Annotated in this window: 15 protein-coding genes; 10 read left to right on the forward strand and 5 right to left on the reverse strand. The window is 73.0% G+C overall.

All coding sequences use genetic code 11. From position 1 onward, the window contains the following. Positions 1-31 precede the first annotated feature (31 nt). The 5 genes from ACIQ5Y_RS04625 to ACIQ5Y_RS04645 all read left to right on the forward strand — a co-directional run bounded on the left by ACIQ5Y_RS04625 (position 32) and on the right by ACIQ5Y_RS04645 (position 3,973). Positions 32-1,282: a 3-oxoacyl-[acyl-carrier-protein] synthase III C-terminal domain-containing protein gene (locus ACIQ5Y_RS04625; protein WP_403874922.1), complete on the forward strand. Its 1,251-nt coding sequence runs from the start codon at positions 32-34 to the stop codon at positions 1,280-1,282. A 114-nt stretch (positions 1,283-1,396) separates the two neighbouring features. Next, positions 1,397-2,245: a hypothetical protein gene (locus ACIQ5Y_RS04630; RefSeq protein WP_403874924.1), complete on the forward strand. Its 849-nt coding sequence runs from the start codon at positions 1,397-1,399 to the stop codon at positions 2,243-2,245. Positions 2,246-2,716: 471 nt separating this feature from the next. Then, the gene (locus ACIQ5Y_RS04635) at positions 2,717-3,322 is read left to right on the forward strand and encodes a hypothetical protein (RefSeq protein ID WP_403874926.1); all 606 of its coding nucleotides are present in this window, start codon (positions 2,717-2,719) and stop codon (positions 3,320-3,322) included. Positions 3,323-3,418: 96 nt separating this feature from the next. After that, positions 3,419-3,739, forward strand: coding sequence for a hypothetical protein (locus ACIQ5Y_RS04640; RefSeq protein ID WP_403874928.1), 321 nt, complete (start codon positions 3,419-3,421; stop codon positions 3,737-3,739). A 66-nt stretch (positions 3,740-3,805) separates the two neighbouring features. Further along, entirely contained in the window at positions 3,806-3,973 is a 168-nt protein-coding gene (locus tag ACIQ5Y_RS04645; protein WP_403874930.1) for a hypothetical protein, read from the forward strand. A gap of 238 nt (positions 3,974-4,211) precedes the next feature. Here the strand turns inward: ACIQ5Y_RS04645 and ACIQ5Y_RS04650 are convergent, their stop codons facing one another. The 3 genes from ACIQ5Y_RS04650 to ACIQ5Y_RS04660 all read right to left on the reverse strand — a co-directional run bounded on the left by ACIQ5Y_RS04650 (position 4,212) and on the right by ACIQ5Y_RS04660 (position 5,665). Further along, positions 4,212-4,616 (reverse strand): hypothetical protein, encoded by a 405-nt coding sequence (locus tag ACIQ5Y_RS04650; RefSeq protein ID WP_403874932.1) that lies wholly within the window; start codon positions 4,614-4,616, stop codon positions 4,212-4,214. 85 nt (positions 4,617-4,701) lie between these two features. Beyond that, on the reverse strand, positions 4,702-5,097 hold the full coding sequence (locus ACIQ5Y_RS04655; protein ID WP_403874934.1) for a RidA family protein: 396 nt from the start codon (positions 5,095-5,097) through the stop codon (positions 4,702-4,704). 52 nt (positions 5,098-5,149) lie between these two features. Next, a complete protein-coding gene (locus tag ACIQ5Y_RS04660) occupies positions 5,150-5,665 on the reverse strand; it encodes an RrF2 family transcriptional regulator (protein WP_403875676.1) in 516 nt (171 codons plus the stop codon). Positions 5,666-5,775: 110 nt separating this feature from the next. Between ACIQ5Y_RS04660 and ACIQ5Y_RS04665 the strand changes: the two genes are divergently transcribed. The 4 genes from ACIQ5Y_RS04665 to ACIQ5Y_RS04680 all read left to right on the forward strand — a co-directional run bounded on the left by ACIQ5Y_RS04665 (position 5,776) and on the right by ACIQ5Y_RS04680 (position 11,039). Continuing rightward, complete coding sequence (locus ACIQ5Y_RS04665) at positions 5,776-6,603, forward strand: hypothetical protein (protein ID WP_403874936.1); 828 nt, start codon at positions 5,776-5,778, stop codon at positions 6,601-6,603. A gap of 81 nt (positions 6,604-6,684) precedes the next feature. After that, positions 6,685-8,679, forward strand: a complete 1,995-nt coding sequence (locus ACIQ5Y_RS04670) for an FUSC family protein (RefSeq protein WP_403874938.1) — start codon at positions 6,685-6,687, stop codon at positions 8,677-8,679. Positions 8,680-9,111: 432 nt separating this feature from the next. After that, positions 9,112-9,792 carry a hypothetical protein gene (locus ACIQ5Y_RS04675; protein ID WP_403874940.1) on the forward strand — a complete coding sequence of 227 codons (681 nt, stop codon included), beginning with the start codon at positions 9,112-9,114 and terminating at the stop codon, positions 9,790-9,792. Next, complete coding sequence (locus ACIQ5Y_RS04680) at positions 9,789-11,039, forward strand: sensor histidine kinase (protein WP_403874942.1); 1,251 nt, start codon at positions 9,789-9,791, stop codon at positions 11,037-11,039. The genes ACIQ5Y_RS04675 and ACIQ5Y_RS04680 overlap by 4 nt, the downstream gene beginning before the upstream one ends. A 79-nt stretch (positions 11,040-11,118) precedes the next feature. Here ACIQ5Y_RS04680 and ACIQ5Y_RS04685 read toward each other — a convergent pair whose 3' ends face one another. Further along, positions 11,119-13,215, reverse strand: a complete 2,097-nt coding sequence (locus ACIQ5Y_RS04685) for a PhoX family protein (protein WP_403874944.1) — start codon at positions 13,213-13,215, stop codon at positions 11,119-11,121. A 295-nt stretch (positions 13,216-13,510) separates the two neighbouring features. Here ACIQ5Y_RS04685 and ACIQ5Y_RS04690 point away from each other — a divergent pair, with 295 nt between their 5' ends. Further along, entirely contained in the window at positions 13,511-15,244 is a 1,734-nt protein-coding gene (locus ACIQ5Y_RS04690) for a VWA domain-containing protein (RefSeq protein ID WP_403874945.1), read from the forward strand. 78 nt (positions 15,245-15,322) lie between these two features. Here ACIQ5Y_RS04690 and aspS read toward each other — a convergent pair whose 3' ends face one another. Next, a complete protein-coding gene (gene aspS / locus ACIQ5Y_RS04695) occupies positions 15,323-17,140 on the reverse strand; it encodes an aspartate--tRNA ligase (protein WP_403874947.1) in 1,818 nt (605 codons plus the stop codon). Positions 17,141-17,157: the final 17 nt, after the last annotated feature.

Below are 17,157 nucleotides of genomic sequence, written 5' to 3' on the forward strand. Positions count from 1 at the left end.
GTCCCCATCGGAATCGACGGACCGGAGAACCATGACTTCCGCGACGACCACGTCGACCACGACGACCTACGCGTACGACTTCCCGTACCGGATTTCCGGAATCGGAGCCCAGATCGGCGAGATCATCTCCGTGGACGACTGGGCCCGCCTCGCCCACATCCCGCACCGCCGCCGCCTCGGCGAGGAGGTCCGGGGCGCCGACGTCGAGCGGATACTCGGGGTCGTGTCCAAGAGCTGGGACCGGGAGCGGTTCGGCGCGCTCGACACCGTCGTCACCGTCGCGCGCCAGGCGCTGCGCTCCGCCCACGCCGAGCCCGGCGACATCGACGCCGTCTTCGTCGCGACCTGCACCCCGTACGAGATCATGCTCGACCAGGACGCCTTCAACCTGCTGCGTCGCCTCCGCATCCCCGACAGCGTGCCCCCGTTCCAGCTCGGCGCCGGCTGCGGCGGCCTGTCCCGTGTGGCGGCCCACCTGGCCCGGACGGGCGCCGAGCGGGCCCTGGTCGTCACCTACAACGCGGCCAGCCCGATCGGCATCGACGAGGACGGGATCATCGCCTCCTACGGCAGCGAGAACGACGAGCACCCCTTCGCGCACACCCTGTGGTGCTCCGGGGCCCTGTTCTCCGACGCCGCCACCGCGTTCGTGCTGGAACGGGACGAGGATTTCGACGGGCTCGGCTTCTATTCGCGCGATTCCCTCGAATTCGGCGGCGAGCCGGGATTCAGCGATCCGCTCATCCACTACCCCGGCGGCGGCGCGGCGCACCCGCCCGGTTTCCCGGGCTCCGCGGAACTCTCCGCATTCGGCCTCAACGGCCCGGAACTGGCCCGCTATTACTCGCGCGGCATGATGCTCAACCAGCAGACGATGGAGGCGCACCGGCCTGGCTTCGTCGACGAGGTCCGGCGCATCTACACCCACCAGGCGGGTCCGGCGCTGGTCGAGGACTACCACCGGCTCGCCGGCCTGGACGGGACGAAGGCCCCCGCGCACGCCCGTGAGCTGGGCAACCTCGTCACGTCGGCGACCCCGGTGCTCTTCTACACGGACGTGGTGAACGGGCTGATCGGGGAGGGTGACATCGCCGCCTTCTCGGTGATCGGCGCGGGACCGGAGCGCGGGGCCTTCCTCGCCCGGGTGGCCATCGCCGGCGAGGTCACGGTGACCGAGCCGCTGCCGCCCGTCCCGGAGGCCGTGCCGCTCGGCGCGCGCGTGACGGGGACCGGCCCCGCGGGCGCATCCGCGACCCGCCTGGCCGGCGCGCCGACGGCCTGACCCGCGACCGGCCCGCCGGCCCGCCCGGCCCGCTCCCGCGCCACCGCCACCGCCACCGCCACCGCCACCGCCACCGCGTAAACGCACCGATTCCACCTCCGAAACGAGTCAGCTGTGCACATCGCCCTCGCCGGCGCGGCCGGCCCCACCGGAATCCGCCTGGCCGCGGAACTCCTCGGCCGCGGCCACCACCTGACCCTGCTCACCGCCACCGACGTACGGCAGGCCCGCCTCCTGCTGGCCCGTCAGCTGATGCTGACCGGGCTGTATCCCGAGTACGTCGACTTCCTCGCGGCCCGCCTCGACGCGCGGCGGGCCGTCGACGCCCTGGACTCCCGCTCCACCACCCGCTTCGACGCCGTCTGGTGCGTGGAGATGCCGGCCGGATCCGTGGCCGCCCTGCTGCCGCTGGCCGCCGGAGGGGAGCGGCGTACGGCGTTCCACCTGGTCACCGCCGGGGACGCGGGCCCCGCCGGGCGGGCGGTGGCGGCCGCGTCCGTACGGGAGGGGTTCCCGGCCGGGGTGCACTGCCTGGCCCCGACCGTGAGCGACCTCGCCGACCATCCGGAGCTGCCCCGCCCGACCTTCACCCGGATCGCCGTCGCCGAGGCGGCCCGAGCCGCCGTCGCGGGCGGGACCCCCGACGAGGACTTCGGGGGCGCCCCCGCGGCGGTCAACCTGCTGCCGCTCGCCGCCACCGCCCGCGCCCTGGCCGATGCCGGCGAGGAGGCGGGCTGGTCGGGGCTGCGCCGCATCGGGTGGGTGCACTCGCGGCCCACTCCGGCCGCGGTGGTGGCCGAGGCGGTCGGTCCGGAGCAGGCTGCGCGACTGCTGCGGCGGCTCTCCGCCCTGCAACCGACGGCGCCGACCACCGCGATCACCCTCCCGCCGGTCGGCGCCCCGTACCTCATCCGGGCCGCGGCTCCGGCTCTGACGTCGCCGCCTCCGGCGGTGCCGGCATGAGCGCGCCGGGGCACCCGTGGAGGGAGCGGCACGTGGTGGAGGGCCTGGCGGAGGTCCTCCGGGAGGCCGCCTCGGAACGGGTCCTGGGCGGCGAAGCGGCGGCGCCCATGGCAAGGGCATATGCAAAAGGGTCGGTCATGGATCAAGGCAAAGGGCATGGGCGGACCCCCGCAACTCATGCCAACAACAGGCCGGGCGCCCCGGTTTGACCGGTTTCCGCATGTGGTGGAGTGCGTCATCACCTCGACACGCCCGGGGGGCCGCTCCCGCGCCTCACCCGTTCGGGTGCACGTCCCCCATCTCCGGCGGCCGGCCCGCGGACCGGCCGCCATCTGCGAAGACACCCGAGTTCGACGGGAGGACACCCGTGACGCACCGTCAGTCTCGGGTGTTTCACAGGGTGCGGATGGGCAGTGGAGGTGTCCACTGCTCACATGACCCGGCCGTCCGAGCCGGACAGGAAGGATCGCCATGCCCCGCGCCAAGTGGGTCGTCGCCGCGCTGACGGTGACTCTGCTGTCCACCGGCATCGGGGTGTTGCAGAGTACCGAGGGCGCCCGGCCCTCCACCTCGACCGCGACCACCGACGACTCGCTGCCCTCACGGGCACTGGGCCTGTCCGGCCACCGCCGGCTCGTCCGGCAGCTGGAGCACGCCGGGGAACACACCCCCGGCAAGGGGGCCCGGTCGCCGAGGACCGCTCCGGGACCGCTGCGGGCGGTCCACGGGCCGCTCCGGGCCGCCCGGCCGCTGCGGCTGCGGATCCCGAGCCTGCGTGTCGACCTGCCCCTGACCGGCACCGAGGGGGCGGCCTCCTGGGACTCCGGCAGCCCGGCGCCCGGCGCGGCCGGCACCGCCGCGATCAGCGGGGCGGTGCTCCGCCTCGGCGAACTGCGGCCGGGCCGGACCGTCGAGATCCCGCGCGCGGACGGTCGTACCGCCGTGTTCACCGTCGTACGGGTTTCCCCCGGTGAGGCCTCCGGGACCGAGGACGCGCAGGGGCGGCCCCAACTGCGCCTGGTCGGTGGGGAGACCGCCGTACTGGCCCGGCTCACCGGTCAGCGCCGCACCCGGTAGGGGGGTCTTCGTACCCCGGTCGGGGGACGCTCGCGGCGCGGCCGGGTGCCGCCGCCGATGCCTGGGCACACCCCTCGCATGAGCGGGAGGCAATGCGTGCTTGCGGCACTGACCCGGGCCCTGACAGCGGCCTGCGTCGTGCTGCTGTGCGTGTTCGGCGCCGGTCCGGCCGCCGCGACGGCCGCCGAGTCGCGGCCCGCCTCCACCGCGCCCGCGGAACCCACCGAGGGGCCCTCCGATCCGGGAGCCGATCCCGAACTGCGCGCTGCCGTACGACTGGCCGTGCGCGGGGTCCCCGGCGCACGGCTGGGGCAGCTCCCGGTGTTTCACGTGAAACACCCCGAGGCCGCCGAGTGCGGGCCGATCGAAGCGGTGCCGTCCACGGGGACGGCGCGGAGCGTGGTCCTGCGCTGCTGACCGGGCCGAGCCCGAGAGCAGCACCACACCCCCCACTTCGCACACCGCACACCGTGAGGTTCCGTCATGCCCATCGACCCGTACGCCGCGCTGAACGCCATGCTCCGTGCCGAGGCCGCCCGCTTCGCCCCGCCGGTCCGGCAGAAGAACGAGCCGGTGCGTCCGGCCCAGCCTGTCGCCGCAGACCACGAGCAGGAGCAGAACGCCGCCGCTCCGGCGGACCCGGCCGCGTAAGGCCCTACGCAAGGCCCCGCAAGCCCCGCAGGGCCCCGCAAGGCCCCGCAGGAATGAGGGAGCGCCGGTTCCCGTGCCCTCGGCAACGGAGGGTGGTCACGTGAGGTTCGACCACGGCACGGGAACCGGCGCCACTGTTCAGTCTGGGGTGTGCGGCCCGACGGCCGCGCCGGGCGGAAGTACCGACACATCCGGGCCGAAAGTACCGGCCGGAGGTACCTCCGCCCACGGGACCCTCTCAGTCCTCGTGGGTGTGGAAACGGTAGAAGGCCGCCACCCCGACGCCGATGCCGGCGAAGAGGCCCACCACGACGGCTTTGAGGATCGACTGGTTGGTGAGGCTGTGCAGGTAGCCCACGGCGATACCGCCGAAGGCCCCGTACGCCGCGGCGCGGATCTCCTGCATGACGCTCGTGCCCATCCGGCCGAGGCCGAAGGCGATCGCGGCGAAGAGCACGCCGCACAGGATCCCGTAGAACACGTTGGCGGTGGTGACCGGACCCGCCTGCCGCTCGATGTAGGCGGCCCAGAATCCGTAGACGACTCCGAGAAGCAGGGGCCCGGCGTAGGCGAGCATGCCCAGGTGGGTCATGTCCGTCATCTGCCGGTGCTGCCGATGGGCAGCGGGTGCCGCATGTGCCATGACGGGCTCCTCTCTCCCATCATCCAGGGCACACCCGGCACCCCCGAGCGGCAAGTGGATCACCCGTGTGGGCCGGCCGTGCGGGTCAGCCGCGCACGGCCACGGCGTCGATCTCGAAGAGCATGTCGGGCAGGGCGAGGGCGGCGACCCCGATCAGGGTCTGGGCGGGCAGTTCGGTGCCCCAGGTGGCGTGCAACCGCTTGAGGAGGACCTCCAGCCTGCTCTGGTCGTGGCCGACGACGTACGTGCCGATGCGGACCACGTCGGCGGGGCCGAGGCCGACGGCCGCGAGGGCGGTGAGGAGGTTGGCGAAGGCCCGCTCGACCTGCTCGGCGAAGTCGTCGGAGACGACGTGGCCGTTCTCGTCGGAGCCGTACTGGCCGGCTATGAAGACCTGCTCGCCGGGAGCGGAGACGATGTGGCTGTATCCGTAGTCGGTCGGCGTGTGGAGTCCTGCCGGATTGATGATGCTGCGCGTCATGCCGATCTCCTGAATCCGTGTCCGTGTCCGTTGCCCGTTGTCCGTGGGCTGACTACTGCTCGGCGAGCCAGGCGCGGAGCCGTTCGGCGGCCTCGGGGGCCTGCCGTTCGGCCTGCTGCCGGATCCCGTCGAGGTCCTGGGCGGCGAGGGCCTGGCGCCAGGCCAGTTCGGCCCGGGCCATGGCGTGCGCGATGGCGCACTCGGCGCCTTGGCCCCCGCCCTGGCCCACGCCCTGATTCGCGCCCTGGTCCGGCTCGGGGGCCTGGGCCGCGCCGGGGCCCTGCTGCCGGATCTCCGCGCACCGGAAGGCCTCCTCGGGCCCCTCGACGGCGGCGACCACGTCCATGAGCGAGATGGCGGCGAGCGGGCGGGCCAGCCGGAAGCCGCCTCGGGGGCCGGGGCTGGAGGTGAGGATGCCCGCCCGGGCCAGCGCCTGGAGCTGCTTGTTGAGGTAGGCCGCGGGCAGTTCGTGCCAGGCGGCCAGCCGCGCCGCGGACACGGCCCGGTCGGGGCCGATCCAGGCCAGGTTGACGCAACTGTGCAGCGCCCACTCGACGCCCTCGCTCATCTTCATATTCTGGATATTAGATGTCCAGAATCTTGGACGCAAGGGTGCCGCGCCACCCGCCCGCAGCAGCACCGCTCGCGCCCGGGCCCGCGCCCGCTTTCCCTGGTGACGTGCGCACCATCCTGTCGGCGGTACTCATCGTGCTCATGACGCTGCTCGTGCCGGCGAGCGCCGTCGCGTACTGGGCCGACCGCGAGTTGGGCGACGCCGACCGCTACACCGCCGCCATGGCCCCGCTCGCCGAGGACCCCGCCGTGCGGACCGTCGTCGTCACCCAGGCCGGCCGGGCCCTGTCCGGGCAGATCGACGCGGGTCCCTTCCAGAGCGGGGTGGACGCCCTGCTCGGCGAGGCCCTGCGCTCCTTCGCCGGCACCCCCGCCTACCGGACCGCCTGGGACGCCGCCAACCGCGCCGCGCACGCCGCCTTCCTCGACGCGCTCACCACCGGCCACGGGGACGCCGTCACCATCGACCTCGCCCCGGTCATCGCACAGGTCAAAGGGGAACTCGTCGACGACGGCGTGCCCTTCGCCGACCGGATCCCGGTGACGCACATCTCGGTGAAGGTCATGGAGTACGACAACCTCGGCGCCCTCCGGAAGGGGTTCCACATGCTCCAGATCGCGGGCATCTGGCTCCCCGTGCTGACCCTCGCCCTGGCAGCCGCCGCCATCGCGGTCTCGGTCCGGCGGCGCCACGCGGTGATCGCCACGGGGCTGGGGCTCGCGATCGGAGCCGGCCTGCTGTGGATCGCGGTGGACCTGTGCCGCCGGCTCACCCTGGACGATCTGCCCGCCGACATCGACCGGGCGGCCGCCGGGGCCGTGTACGACGCCCTCACCGCGTTCCTGCGGACCACCGCCTGGGTGGTGCTGGCGGTCGGCCTCGCCACCGCACTGGCGGCCTGGCTGACGGGACGACGCCGCCGCACCCCATAAGCTCGGAACGTACCCACGTACGTAGAACGACGCGTAAAACACCAGAAGAACCGATTCGCGAGCGGCGGCACGGAAACGGGAATGAGCACCGAACGCACCGAACACATAGCTTCGCGGCGGGCCCGGCACCATCCGCTGGCCCCGCCCGACTGGCTCCTCTCGGGACTGAAGCCGAGTTCCGCCCCGATCCCGTGGGCCGCCGTGGTGCGGGCCTCGATCGCGCTGGCCGCCCCGCTGGCGGTCGGTTTCGCCCTGGACGAGCCCGAGTACGGCGCGCTCGTGTCCATGGGCGCCCTCTCCGGAGTCATCAGCGACACCGCCGACGCCTACCGCATGCGGATCCTGAACATCGCCGTACCGCAGTTCTTCGGCGCCGTCGGCATCGCGCTGGGCACGCTGGTCTACGGGCACGGCTGGGTGGCCGTCGGAGCCCTCACCTTCGTCGCCCTGGTCTCCGGGATGATCTCGTCCATCGGCACGGTCGCCTCCGCGTCCGGGCTGCTGCTCCTGCTGAACGCCGTCGTCGGCGCCGGGCTGCCGATGCCCCGGCCCTGGTGGATCGCCCCGCTGCTGCTGAGCGCGGGCGGGCTGTTCGTCCTCGTCCTGACCCTGCTGGGCTGGCCGCTTCGCGGGCGGCAGCCGGAGCGGGCCGCCGTCGCCGCCACCTACCGGGCCCTGGCCGACGCCCTGGAGGCCGCCGGGGGACCGGCCGCCGCCTTCGACGAGCGCCGCCGGCAGGTCACCCAGTCCCTGAACCAGGCCTACGACCTCGTGCTCGGCCGACGGACCCGGGTGCACGGCCGCAGTCCCTCGCTGGTGCGGATGCTGGCCCAGCTCAACGTGGTGATCCCGCTGGTGGAGGCCGTGCCCGCCGCGCACCAGCGCCGCCGGCCCGTGCCGCCCGAGATCCCGGCGGCCGTACGGGAACTGGCCACGGCCGTCGAGGAGGGCCGCACCGGCACCCCGGTACTGGACCTGCCCGCACCGCACACCCCGGCCGAGCGGGCCGTCGACGCCGCGCTGCGGCACGCGGCGACCATCGTGTACCTGGCCGAGCCCGACATCCACAACGTCGACGACCGCCTCGGCCGGCCCGCCGCCCTGCGGCTGCGGGCCCGGCGGGCGGTGCGCGGCATGATGCTCTCCGGCGCTTCCTGGCGGTACGGCCTGCGCCTCGCACTGTGCATCGGCCTCGCGCAGTCGTTCGTCTCCCTCATCGAGGTGGAACGGTCCTACTGGGTCGCGCTGACCGTCACCTTCGTCCTCAAGCCCGACTTCGGCTCGGTGTTCTCACGGGCCGTGCTGCGCGCGCTGGGCACCGCCGGGGGGCTGGTGATCGCGGCCGCCGTGCTGGGGGAAGTGCCGCGCGGCTGGTGGGACGTACCGGTGATGATGGTCCTGGCCGCCCTCATCCCCGCCTTCTCCGCCAAGGGGTACGCCTTCCAGACCGCGGCGATCACCCCGGTCATCCTGCTCCTCTCGGACCTGCTCAACCACCAGGGCTTCGACCTGATCCGGCCGCGGCTGCTGGACAGCCTGATCGGCTGTGCCATCACCCTGGTCTTCGGCTACCTCCTGTGGCCCGAGAGCTGGCACACCCGGATCGGGGACCGACTCGCGCAGGCCGTGGACGACGCCGCCGGATACGTGGAGCGGGCCTTCGCGCCGGTCGCGGACGACGCCGCGCTCCGGGCGGCCCGGCAGGCCCGACTCCAGGCGCGGCGGCGGATCTACCGGGACCTGTCCGGGGTGCGCAGCGAGTTCCAGCGGGCCCTGACGGAACCCCCGCCGACGGGAACCCGCGCCACGGCGTGGTGGCCGCTGGTGGTGGCCGTCGAACGCATCGTGGACTCGACCACCGCCGCCCGCGTCCGCGTCAACCACGGAGCGGTGCCGCCTGCGGCGGGCGAGGTCGAGTGGATCACCCGCCAATTGCGCGAGCTGGCGGAGAACGTCCGCGCCAGCACGACCCCGTTCCATGTGGAGGTCCCCCTGGACCCCGACGAATCCAGCGTCCTGGCCCCGGTCCGCCAGGAGGTGGCGGCAGCCCGAGCCATCACCCGCCAAGACCCCTGACCCCCTGCCCTCCTACCGCCCGCCGCGCGGGGCCCGTCCCCTACCCGCCCTTCCTCCGTTCCCCGGGCTCCGCCCGGACCCGCCCTGGGGCTCCGCCCCAGACCCCGCGCCTCAAACGCCGGCGAGGCTGGATTTGCCCCTGTCGGTGCGCCGGCAAATCCAGCCCGTCCGGCGTTTGAGGACCAGGTCCGGGCAGCGCCCGGGGAACGGAGGAAGGGCGGGGCGGGGAGCGGCTCCGCGCAGCGGGAGGCAACGGTCCGGACCACATGGACACCCCACCGACCGGGCCGGAGGCCACCGGCTCCGCGCAGCGGGACCCGATGGGCCGGGGCGCCCGCGCACCCCCACCGACCGGGCCGGGGGCCAAGGGGCGGGTCGCCCGAACAGACGCGGGGCCGGGCTGGAGAGCGGCCGGCGGGGGAGCATCGAGGCATGCGCACCCGCCGCCTCCTGGCCACCGCCGCCCTCTTGGCGGTGGCGACGGGCTGCGCCGACGCGGAGGGCCTCCAGAGCTCCGGCGACCTCGGCACCGTCCACGCGCCGCATACCCTCTGGAAGGAGTACCGCCCCGCCCCGCTTGACCCCGGCCAGCAGCCGGGAACCGCCGCCACCGTCCCCGGGATACCCAAGGTGACGGGAAAGGCCGGCCTGCGCGGAGTGGACGCCCTGGCCGTCGTACGGGCCGACGTGAAGGCCGCCGTCACCCAGGACGGCGGCACCGGCCGCCTCGTCGACCCCCGCGCCCTCCAGCGGCTCGCGCTCTGCACACAGGCTGTGGACGACTGCCCGCTCCGCCCGGCCGTGCTGCACGACCTGACCGGCGACGGCCGCGAGGAGCTGATCACCGCCCTGGACCTCGACGGCCGCCTCGGCGAGCTTCGCGTCTACTCCCTCCGGGACGACGGCGGCATCGCCCGGATCCTGTCCCGCCGTGCGGTACTGGAGGGCGTGGAGGTGGCCGCCGAGCACCTCGCGGTCCGTGAGCCGACCTCGAACCCCGCCTACGTCGCCGTCTCCGACTACGTGTGGGATCCCGCGTCCGGGACCATGAACCTGTCCCAGCTCACCCTCGACGACTGCCCCGGCGGAAACGGGGCCCGATGCACGCCATGAGCAGTCTGCGCTGGCGGATCGCCCTGACCACGACCATGGTGTGCTGCATGGTCGCCGCCGCCCTGGGCATCCTCGTGCACAACGTGGTCGCCCGGCAGGTCGTCGGCGAGGTCCGCAAGGAGGCGGACCGGGACCTCGACCACGCCCTCGGCCACTACGAGTACGGGACCGCGCACGGCGACGTGAACTCCGTCCTGGACCCGGCCGACCTGCCCGGCCCGCTGCGCGCGCTCGTCGCACGCGGGGACACCGGGAGCATGGTCGGCTCGTACAAGGACAAGCCCGTGATGTGGGCCGCCGGCCCCGCCGACGACAAGGCCCTCGCGGTGTGGATCCCGTTCGAGAACACCCGCAAGCGGCTGCGGGACATCGACACCGCGATCCTGGCCTCCGCCGTGGTCGCGGCCGGGGTGGTGGCGCTGGCCGGGCTGTTCCTCGCCAACCGCATCAGCCGGCGGCTCACGGCCACGGCCGCGGTGGCCCGCCGGATCAGCGCCGGCGACCTCGACGCCCGGATGGACTTCCCCGCCGACGGCGGCGATGCCTCGCAGACCGGCTCCCGCGACGAGGTACGGGACGTGGCCCATGCGCTGGACTCGATGGCCGGCTCGCTCCAGGAACGGCTGGAGGCGGAGAAGCGGTTCACGGCGGATGTCGCGCACGAACTGCGCACCCCGCTCACGGGCTCACTGGCGGCGGCCGCGCTGCTGCCGGAGGGACGCCCCAAGGAGATGATCAACGACCGGCTCAAGGCCATGCACCTGCTGACCGAGGACCTGCTGGAGATCTCCCGGCTCGACTCCGGGGTCGAACGGGCCGACCTCAGCCGGATGGAACTCGGCCGGGCGGTGGAACGGGCCGTCGCCGGGACCGGGCTGCCCGCCTCGGTGCGGGTGGTCCGTGACACGGAGGTGCTGACCGATCGGCGGCGCCTGGACCGGATCCTGGCGAACCTGCTGGCCAACGCCCACAAACACGGCCGGCCGCCGGTGGAGGTGACGGTGGACGGGCCCGTCGTGGTGCTCCGCGACCACGGGCCGGGCTATCCGGCGGAGCTGATCGAGCACGGCCCGCAGCGCTTCCGCACCGGCGACCCGGGTCGCGGGCGGGGCCACGGGCTGGGGCTGACGATCGCGGCGGGGCAGGCGGCGGTACTGGAGATCGAGCTGAGCTTCGCCAACGCGCCGGACGGAGGCGCGGTCACGACGCTCGGACTTCCCGTGGGCCGCCTGCCCCAGGGCGGTTGAGGAGTGTTTCGCAGGGGGCACCTCCCAGCGGTAGCCGGGGGGAGAAACACTCCTCGACCGTCAGTCGTCAACGCACCGGTCAGAGACCGATGTTCTTGCCGTCCTTGCGCCAGACCGACACGACCGCCGGGCGGACGATCTTGCCCGGACCGTCGGGCCACACCGACTGCGGCTTCTCGACGGACGCGCCGTCGATCTCGCCCGGGTGCTGGACGGCGACCAGGACGCGCTTGTCCTGGACGAGCGGACCGCAGGTCTCGGCGCCGCGCGGAACGGTCAGGAACTGCTTCAGCTCACCACGGCGCTCACCGGCGGTGGCGACGCCGAACAGGCCGTCGTGCGAGCCGAGCTGGTTGCCGTCCGTGGAGATCCACAGGTTGCCGTGCGGGTCGAAGGTCACGTTGTCCGGGCAGGAGATCGGGCTGACCTTGTCCTTCGGGAAGCCCGCGAAGTAGGTGGCCGGGTCGTTCGGGTCACCGGCGACCAGGAAGAGGCGCCAGGCGAAGCCCTCGCCGGCCGGGTCGTCGAAGAACTCGGCGAGCTCCAGGATCTGGCCGTGCTTGTTCAGGTTGCGCGGGTTGGCCTCGTCCGCACCGGGCTGACCGGCCTTGCCGCGGTTGGTGTTGTTCGTCAGCACGACGTAGACGCGGCCGGTGCGCGGGGACGGCTCGATGTCCTCGGGACGGTCCATCTTGGTGGCGCCCACCTTGTCGCCGGCCTGGCGAGTGAAGGTGTACACCTCCTCGGCGGTCATGCCCTCGACGTGCGAGACGGCGCCGGTCGCGGTCGCGGTGGCGAGCTTGATCCAGACGCCCGTGCCGTCGAACTCGCCGTCGTTCGGGAGCTTGCCGGAGCCGTCGATCTGCTCGGCCGGGGAGTCGCCGGTGAGCTTGGCGACGTAGAGGGTGCCCTCGTCGAGGAGCGTCAGGTTGTGCTCCTTCGCCGCGCGGCTGTTCCCCTTCTTCATCTGCTTGCTCGACACGAACTTGTAGAAGTAGTCGAAGCGCTCGTCGTCGCCCATGTAGACGACCGGGCGGCCGTCCTCGGTCAGGCGGGGCTGCGCGCCCTCGTGCTTGAAGCGGCCCAGCGCGGTGCGCTTGCGCGGCACCGAGTGCGGGTCGTACGGGTCGAGCTCGACGACCCAGCCGAAGCGGTTGACCTCGTTGGGCTCCTGGGCGACGTCGAAGCGCTTGTCGAACCGCTCCCACTTGCGCTCGGTCTCGCCGGTCGTCACGCCGTAGCGCTTCAGGCGGGCGGCCTGGACGGGCTCGGTGACCTTGCCGGCGTTGGCGAAGTACTGGTTGATGTTCTCCTCGCCGTGGAGCGTGGTGCCCCACGGGGTGGTGCCACCGGAGCAGTTGTTCAGCGTGCCGAGGACCTTGGTGCCGGTCGGGTCGACGGAGGTCTTGAGCAGGGCGCTGCCCGCGGCCGGACCGGTCAGCTTGAACTCGCTGGTCGCGGTGAGGCGGCGGTTGAGCTCGTGGCGGCTGACGGAGGTCAGCTTGCCGCTGCGGTGGTCCTCCTGGACCACGACGACACCGAGGCCGTGGGCGGCCCAGGCGATCTCGACCTGCTCGCGGGTCGGGTTGGCCGGGTCGTAGCCCTTGAACATGAGGTTCTCGTCGGTGTACTCGTGGTTGGCCACGAGCAGCTGCTGGCGGGCGTACTTGTCGCCGAGCGGGAGAAGGCTCAGGAAGTCGTTGTTGTAGCCGAACTGACCGGCCTGGGCGGCGGCGGTCTGCTTGTCGGCGTTGAAGCCCGGGGCACCCTTGACGATCGGGTCGCCCCAGCGGATGACCACGTTCTGGTCGTGGCCCTCGGGGATGGTGACCTGGTCGGCGGTGTTCGGCGCGACGGGCTTGAAGCGCAGGCCTCGGGCGGCCTCGCCGGCACCGGTGCCGGCGGCGGCAGCCTCACCGGCCGGGGTGGCGTTGGCGCTCTGGCCGGGGCCGGTGAGGGCGATGGCCGTGCCGCCGGCGGTGGCGACGGTGACGACGGCGGCCGTGCGCAGCATCGAGCGACGGGAGTAGGCCTTGGCTATGACGTCGCCGACGTACTCGTTGTCGCTGGTGTTGGGCACCTCGTGGAAGCATGCGTCGCCGCAGCGGTAGCGACAGGTGAGGGCGGAACGGCCGCCCCCATGCGGGGTGCCGATGAGCGGCAGAAGCTTGCGCACGAGTGTCCTCCGAGTAGCTGCGTGGGCGCCGACAACGTGTCGGGACGATCCAGCGGCGACGCTAGGCGCGGGTTGCGCCGAAGCGGCGGCGGAGGGATGAACGATTGGTGAACCCGGCACGTCGGAGCGGCAGTTCGGCGGAGGCCCGGGTGGGGTGGTAAGGGCGCACGCCACGAAAGGTGCCCCTCCCGAAGATCGAGCTTGGCGGCCGATAACCTTACGTGTCCACTCTGGGCAGGGATCATCCGCGCAGCACGGACAAATGACGCACGCACTCCCGCGAAAGGCCTGGCCCATGGGTATTCGGAGCTTGTTGCGCAAGGTGTTCGGACGGTCTGCGGAACCGGTTCCGGAGACTTCGGACGCCCCTTCGGCGGCTGTCCCGAACCAGGCGGAACGTAACCCGCTCGACGCGGCCGCCGAACTGGTCGCGGCGTCCTTCGACAACCCGTCCGTCCCGCCGCAGTCGAGTCCGCGGGACCGCGAAGCGGGTGCCCTCCTCACGGCCCCCGCCCCGACGACGGACCCGACGGTCCCGGAGGCCCGCCGGTCGCCTGCGGCGAAGCCCCGCAAGGACACCCCCGCCGAGCTGGCTCCCGCCGAGCCGGCTCCCGCCGAGGCGGAGGTTGCGGTAGAGCCGGTTGCCCCTGCTGCGGAGCAGGACGAGACCGACGCCCCGCAGGCGGAGGACCAGGCCGAGGTTGCGGCAGAGCCGGCCCCCGCGCCGGAGGCGCAGGCCGAGGCCGAGGTTGCGGCGGAGCCGGTGGCAGTCGCCGAGGCGCCGGAGGCAGAGCCGGTCACGGCCGAGGCCGAACCGGCCACCGCCGAAGCCACCACGCCGGAGGCGCAGGACCTGGCCGAAGCCGAGCCCGTGGCCGCCGAAGCCGACGCCCCGGCGGAGCCGGTAGCCGCCGAGGCACCGGAGGCCGAGCCGGTTGCCGCCGCCGCCGAACAGGCCGACACCGACGCCCCGCAGGCCGAGGCCACCGCGCCGGAGGCGGCCGACCCGGCCGAGGTCGTGGCGGAGCCCGTCGCCGCCGCTGCCGAGCCGGCCGCGCCGGAGGCGCAGGACGAGACCGGGACCGAGGCCCAGGACGACACCCCGGCGGAGCCGGTCGCCGCCGAGGCACCGGAGGCCGAGCCCGTGGCCGCCGCCGCCGAACAGGCCGACACCGACGCGCCGGAGGCCGGCGACCCGGCCGAGGTCCCTGCGGAGCCCGTCGCCGCCGCTGCCGAGCCGGCCGCGCCGGAGGCGCAGGACGAGACTGCGGCCGAGGCACCGGAGGTCGAGCCCGTGGCCGCCGCCGACGAGCAGGCCGACGCGCCGCAGGCGGAACGGCAGGACCAGGACACCGAGCCGGAGGCAGCGGCAGCGGCGCGCGCGCTGGCCGACGTCAAGCGCGTCGCGCCCGGGGTCGTGGCGGCGTACAAGACCGTCGGGCAGGTGCTCCGCGGCAAGGGCAAGGCCGGGGCGCGGGCCAAGGTGTACCTCGTGCTGGACCGCTCCGGGTCGATGCGCGGGTTCTACAAGGACGGCAGTGCGCAGCACCTCGCCGACCACGCCCTCGCACTCGCCGCGCACCTCGACGAGGCGGCGACCGTGCACACGGTCTTCTTCTCCACGGAGGTGGACGGCACCGCCGACCTCGCCCTCGACGCCCACGACGCGTCCTGGGTCGAGGCCCGCCACGCCGAGCTCGGCCGGATGGGCCGCACCAGCTACCACGTGGCCGTGGAGGCCGTCATCGAGCGGTACCAGAAGGACGGCGGCGAGGGCCCGGCCCTGGTCGTGTTCCAGACGGACGGCGCGCCCGACAACGTCCGCCCCGCCCGCCAGGCGATCACGGACGCGGCCACCACCGCCCCCGGCATCCACTGGCAGTTCGTCGCCTTCGGCGAGCACGACTCCAAGGCCTTCGACTTCCTGCGCAAGCTGGACGCCGAGAACGCCGGCTTCTTCCACGCCGGCCCGGCCCCCGCGGAGCTGACCTCCGCCGCCCTGGTCAAGGGCGTGCTCGACCGCTTCTGAGCGACGAGCGACGGGCGACGAGCAAACGGAAGGGGCCCGGGATCACATCCCGGGCCCCTTCCTCATGTCGTGTCGGAACTACCGCGCGGCGTCCGGGTGCACGGCCTCGGCGATCGGCTTGGCGTCGGCCGCCTTCGTCTCGACCGGCTTGCGGAGCGCGATGTTCAGCTCACGCAGACGGGCCTCCTCCAGCACCGTCGGCGCGCCCATCATCAGGTCCTGCGCGTTGCCGTTGAGCGGGAAGGCGATCGTCTCGCGGATGTTCGGCTCGTCGGCCAGCAGCATCACGATGCGGTCCACGCCCGGGGCGATGCCACCGTGCGGCGGGGCGCCCAGGCGGAACGCGCGCAGCATGCCCGCGAACTCGCGCTCGACGGTCTCGGCCTCGTAACCGGCGATCTCGAAGGCCTTCAGCATGACCTCGGGCTCGTGGTTGCGGATGGCGCCGGACGACAGCTCGATGCCGTTGCAGACGATGTCGTACTGCCACGCCAGGATGTCGAGCGGGTCCTTCTCCTCCAGGTCCTTCATGCCGCCCTGCGGCATGGAGAAGGGGTTGTGGGAGAAGTCGATCTTGCCGGTCTCCTCGTCCTTCTCGTACATCGGGAAGTCGACGATCCAGCAGAAGCGGAAGACGTTCTCCTCGAACTGGCCCGCACGCTTGGCCGCCTCGACGCGGACGCCGGACATGATCTTGGAGACCTCGTCGAACTCGCCCGCGCCGAAGAACACGGCGTGGCCGGCGGCCAGGCCCAGGCGCTCGGTGAGGACCTTGACGTTCTCCTCGGTGAGGAACTTCGCGATCGGGCCGGTGAGGGCGCCGTCCTCGCCGACGCGGACCCAGGCCAGGCCCTTCGCGCCGAGCGAGACCGCGTAGTCGCCGAGGCCGTCGAAGAACTTGCGCGGCTGCGCGGCGGTGTCCGGGACGGGCAGGGCGCGCACGTGCTTGCCGGCGAACGCCTTGAACTCCGAGCCCTCGAAGACGTCGGTGATGTCGACGAGCTCCAGCTTGGCGCGCAGGTCGGGCTTGTCGTTGCCGTACTTCAGCATCGACTCGCGGAACGGGATCCGCGGGAACGGCGAGGTGACCTCGCGGCCGTTGCCGAACTCGGTGAAGAGCTCGGTCATCAGACGCTCGATCGGCTGGAAGACGTCCTCCTGCTCGACGAAGGACATCTCGACGTCGAGCTGGTAGAACTCGCCCGGCGAGCGGTCGGCGCGGGCGTCCTCGTCGCGGAAGCAGGGCGCGATCTGGAAGTACCGGTCGAAGCCGGAGATCATCAGCAGCTGCTTGAACTGCTGCGGGGCCTGCGGCAGGGCGTAGAACTTGCCCGGGTTCAGGCGGGACGGGACGACGAAGTCACGGGCGCCCTCGGGGGAGGTCGCGGTGAGGATCGGGGTCGCCATCTCGTTGAAGCCGAGCGCCACCATCTTCGAGCGGATCGAGGCGATGACCGCCGAGCGCAGCATGATGTTGCGGTGCATGCGCTCGCGGCGCAGGTCGAGGAAGCGGTACTCCAGGCGCCGCTCCTCGTTCACACCGTCGTCGGTGTTGATGGTGAAGGGCAGCGGGGCGGCGGCGCCGAGCACCTCGACCTCGGCGGCCTCGATCTCGATCTCACCGGTCGGCAGGTCGGGGTTGATGTTCTCGGTGCCGCGCGAGACGACCTTGCCGTCGACCCGGACCACGGTCTCCTTGGAGAGCTTGTCCAGGACCGCGGCGGCGGCGGTACCCGGACGGGCGACGAGCTGCGTGATGCCGTAGTGGTCGCGCAGATCGATGAAGAGGATGCCGCCCAGGTCTCGACGATTGTGCAGCCAGCCGCTCAGCCGGACGTCGGTGCCGACGTCAGAGGCTCGGAGCTCGCCGCACGTGTGGGACCTGTACCGATGCATCAGTCATCCAGTTCTTC

The sequence above is a fragment of the Streptomyces sp. NPDC096339 genome (assembly GCF_044762985.1).
Lineage (GTDB): Bacteria > Actinomycetota > Actinomycetes > Streptomycetales > Streptomycetaceae > Streptomyces.

What these genes read in the sequence shown, in the direction of transcription:
- ACIQ5Y_RS04625 (WP_403874922.1), top strand. Translation starts at nt 32, where the DNA reads ATGACTTCCGCGACGACCACGTCGACCACGACGACCTACGCGTACGAC.
- ACIQ5Y_RS04635 (WP_403874926.1), top strand. Translation starts at nt 2,717, where the DNA reads ATGCCCCGCGCCAAGTGGGTCGTCGCCGCGCTGACGGTGACTCTGCTG.
- ACIQ5Y_RS04645 (WP_403874930.1), top strand. Translation starts at nt 3,806, where the DNA reads ATGCCCATCGACCCGTACGCCGCGCTGAACGCCATGCTCCGTGCCGAG.
- ACIQ5Y_RS04650 (WP_403874932.1), bottom strand. Translation starts at nt 4,616, where the DNA reads ATGGCACATGCGGCACCCGCTGCCCATCGGCAGCACCGGCAGATGACG.
- ACIQ5Y_RS04655 (WP_403874934.1), bottom strand. Translation starts at nt 5,097, where the DNA reads ATGACGCGCAGCATCATCAATCCGGCAGGACTCCACACGCCGACCGAC.
- ACIQ5Y_RS04660 (WP_403875676.1), bottom strand. Translation starts at nt 5,665, where the DNA reads ATGAGCGAGGGCGTCGAGTGGGCGCTGCACAGTTGCGTCAACCTGGCC.
- ACIQ5Y_RS04670 (WP_403874938.1), top strand. Translation starts at nt 6,685, where the DNA reads ATGAGCACCGAACGCACCGAACACATAGCTTCGCGGCGGGCCCGGCAC.
- ACIQ5Y_RS04675 (WP_403874940.1), top strand. Translation starts at nt 9,112, where the DNA reads ATGCGCACCCGCCGCCTCCTGGCCACCGCCGCCCTCTTGGCGGTGGCG.
- ACIQ5Y_RS04680 (WP_403874942.1), top strand. Translation starts at nt 9,789, where the DNA reads ATGAGCAGTCTGCGCTGGCGGATCGCCCTGACCACGACCATGGTGTGC.
- ACIQ5Y_RS04690 (WP_403874945.1), top strand. Translation starts at nt 13,511, where the DNA reads ATGGGTATTCGGAGCTTGTTGCGCAAGGTGTTCGGACGGTCTGCGGAA.
- aspS (WP_403874947.1), bottom strand. Translation starts at nt 17,140, where the DNA reads ATGCATCGGTACAGGTCCCACACGTGCGGCGAGCTCCGAGCCTCTGAC.